General features: G+C 71.4%; 2 protein-coding genes and 1 pseudogene. All 3 read right to left on the reverse strand.

What is annotated here, in order from left to right; translation table 11 throughout:
* Position 1: 1 nt before the first annotated feature.
* Entirely contained in the window at positions 2-949 is a 948-nt protein-coding gene (locus GT042_RS33080) for a cytochrome c oxidase assembly protein (protein WP_161312377.1), read from the reverse strand.
* Positions 950-1,037: 88 nt separating this feature from the next.
* Positions 1,038-2,033: a TerC family protein gene (locus tag GT042_RS33085; RefSeq protein ID WP_161312378.1), complete on the reverse strand. Its 996-nt coding sequence runs from the start codon at positions 2,031-2,033 to the stop codon at positions 1,038-1,040.
* A 225-nt stretch (positions 2,034-2,258) separates the two neighbouring features.
* Positions 2,259-3,514 (reverse strand): annotated as a pseudogene (locus tag GT042_RS33090) (export associated protein); the annotation flags it as partial.

Consider the following 3,514-nt stretch of genomic DNA (forward strand, 5'->3'; position numbering starts at 1 on the left):
GTCAGCGGCCCTCGCGCATGCGCCGGCCGACCTCGCCGTCGTCCGTCTCCCACCAGGGGCGTACGAGATCCGGTCCCGGTACGTCCGCCCCGGCGGGCGCGGTCACCGGGGCCAGTTCGCGGTCGAGGCGGGCGTCCAGGTCCCGGGCCCTCGCGCGGTCCGCGCGCCACCACTCGGCGAAGACGGCGATCAGGAACGGCAGCGCGACCAGCTCCGCGAGGCTCAGCATCAGCCCGCCGCCGAGCCGCTGGTCCTGCCGCACACCGGGCCCCCAGGTCCGCCCCTGGGCCGCGTACCAGCGTCCGGCGACCGACGTACCGCTGGTCATGACGACGATGCCGGGGACCGAGTCGAACAGCCCGTCCAGGAAGACCAGCGCGGCCCGGACGGGGTGGGTGCACCAGCGGGGCAGCAGGTCGCGGCCGGAGAGCATGGGCAGCACGAACAGACAGCCGGTGAGCAGCAGCTGCGCCTGCATCAGCCGGCGGACCGCGTCGCTGTGCAGCGAGGCCGTGAAGTACGGCGTGAAGTAGACGGTCAGCTCAGAGGCGAGCACCACGAGCGAGCTGACCAGGGGGAACGTCAGCACCTTCGCCGGGGCTGACGTCACCGCCCGGTGCAGCGGTCCGTCGGGGGCGGCCAGGCCCAGGGGGTCGCCGAGGGCCAGGCCGAGGGGCGCGAGGAAATCCAGCAGGACGTTCTGCACGGCCGCCGGCCAGAACAGCACCCGGTCGTAGACCGCGAGGGACGACATCGTCGCGACCACGATCGTGCCGAGTCCGAGCACCACGAAGGCGGCGGTCCGGGCGACGGGCCAGCTCTTCCCCGCGCGCCGGCGCCGCGCCACTCCGGTGCCGTACGCCCCTCCCAGGACGGCCACGGCGGCCAGCGCCACCGGGTCCAGCCGCCACGAGGACAGGCCCCGGGCGAGCGTCAGCTCGGGCAGCACGGCGCGCCTTCTTCCCTTTTCGCCCCCGGCGTACGATTCCGCCGCCCACGGTAGACCGGGGGCGGCGGAGGGCCGGAGGCGGGTCGGGTCAGGCCTCGATGCTGTCCTTGTCCGAGGCGGCGGCCTCCGCCGCGTCACGCTCGGTCTGCTTCTTGGAGGCGATGAGGCTGGTGATCGTGGTGATGATCAGGACACCGCAGATGACCGCCAGGGACACCGGGATGGAGATCTCCGGGACACCGACGCCCTGTTCGTGCAGCGCGTGCAGCACCAGCTTCACCCCGATGAAGCCCAGGATGACCGACAGGCCGTAGCTGAGGTGGACGAGCTTCTTGAGCAGTCCGCCGATCAGGAAGTACAGCTGCCGCAGTCCCATCAGGGCGAAGGCGTTGGCGGTGAACACGATGTACGGATCCTGGGTCAGGCCGAAGATCGCGGGGATGGAGTCCAGCGCGAACAGCACGTCGGTGGTGCCGATGGCGAGCATGACCACCATCAGCGGGGTCAGCACCCGCTTGCCGTTGTTCCGGATGAAGAGCTTCGTGCCGTGGTACTTGTCGGCGACACCGAAGCGCTGCTCGATGGACTTGAGCAGGCGGTTCTCCTCGAACTCCTCGTCCTCGTCGTCGGAGCGCGCCTCCTGGATGAGCTTCCAGGCGGTGTAGATCAGGAACGCGCCGAAGATGAAGAAGACCCACGAGAAGCTGGCGATGATCGCGGCCCCGGCGGCGATGAAGACCGCGCGCAGCACCAGGGCGATCAGCACACCGATCAGCAGTACCCGCTGCTGGAGGTGGGTGGGGACCGAGAACTTCGCCATGATCAGGACGAAGACGAAGAGGTTGTCGACGCTGAGCGACTTCTCGGTGATGAAGCCCGCGAAGAACTCGCCGGAGGCTTGCCCCGTACCGAACACCATCAGGCCGAGGCCGAACAGCGCGGCGAGGGCGATCCAGACACCCGTCCAGATGCCCGCCTCCTTCATCGACACGTCATGGGGCTTGCGCCCGATGAAGAAGTCGACCGCGATCAAGGCGGACAGACCAAGAATGGTCGTCGTCCACAGGATCCATGACACGTCCACTGCGCCTCCGGCGTCGTACGGCTACAAGATCAGCGTCGTCGCTGCCGGAGGTCTCCTCCACCCGGGCGGCCATCGCCGCTCCCCGGGCCGGCGCCCCGGGACCGATGGCGGTCCGTATTGACGGGTACGTCGCGGTACGGGAGTACTCCCCTCCGATACCCAGAAGAGTACAGGAAAGGCCAAGGAAAGGTAAAGAAAAAGGTAAAGGAGTCCCAAGAGCGCAGGTCAGCGCCGCCATGCGCGACGGGCTGCCGCCACCTGTTCGAGTGCCTGGGCCACCACGCGGCTGCCCGGCGGAACCGTCGGCGGCTCGTACGTCCAGGCGTGGCCGACCCAGGGGTCGGCGAGGTGGTTGTCCGGGATCGGGGTGATCCGGAGGAGGGACCGCCACAGGGGGTCGAGCACCGGCCCGTACGCGTCGGCGTCCTCGCGGTCCGCGACCATCAGCAGGTGCACCCCGACCGACGGGCCCTCGTCGGCGAGGTAGCGCAGCTGGGTCACGGCCCGGTCGTCGAAGCCGTGCGGGAAGTCGTTGACGATCAGCAGTTGCTCGGCGGTGTCGAGGTCCGGCGGCAGCGACTCGGCCGCGCCGCCCCGCACGGCCATCTGTACGAGGTCGACGCGCTGGGTGAGCTTCGTGAGCACGGCCGCGACTCCGGCGGCGCCCGCGGCGGGCGGTCCGTCGAGGACGCCCGAGGAGGTCAGCGGGGCCAGCGCGGCGGCTCCCGATCCGGCGGGGTCGATCACGTGGACGGTGAACTCGCCGGGCGGGTAGACGGCCAGCAGGCGCCCGGCGTGGATGACCGCGGTGTCCATGGCCAGCCGGCGCAGCCGGTCCTCGTCCATCATCATGGCGGCCTCGGAGCTGAGCCGGCCGCTGTCGACCCACAGCCCGCGCTCCAGCGGCAGCCGGACGAGCATCGGGATGCGCAGGTCGGGGCGCTCGGGCAGGTGGACGTCCCCGAGGCGCAGCGCCATGGGGATCTCCATCGGGACGCGGTAGGCGTGCCAGACGGGGTTGTCCCAGCCCGCGTAGGCGGCCGGGAGGGCCGGTTCGACGACCTCGGTCTCGGCGGCGAGCTGGGCGAGGTCGCGGTCGAGGACCTCACGGGCGCGGGCGGCCAGCTCGTCGTGCTTGGCGCGGGCCGCCTCACGGGCGGTGTCGCCCGCGCGGCCGATGCGGTTGCGGGGGTCGGACAGGACGCGGTCCAGTTCCTGTTCCATCCGGGACTCGGCGAAGTCGACCGCGCTGCGGTAGGCGGCGACGGCGCGGGCCAGGTCCTCGAACATGCCCCAGACCTGGTTGTAGAGACGCTCGTCCATGGACCAGCCCGTCGCGTCGCCCGCGACGGGGCGCGAGGGCTGCCCCGGTGCGGTGGGCGGGGCGGCCGGGGGCGGCGGGGTCGGGGGGGTGGACGTACGGCGGCCGGGGTGCGTGTAGTTGACGGCTCCGTCCGCGCCGGTGGGCGGGGCGGGCTGCT

Origin of the sequence: Streptomyces sp. SID3212 (genome assembly GCF_009865405.1) — a bacterium.
Classification (GTDB): Bacteria; Actinomycetota; Actinomycetes; order Streptomycetales; family Streptomycetaceae; genus Streptomyces.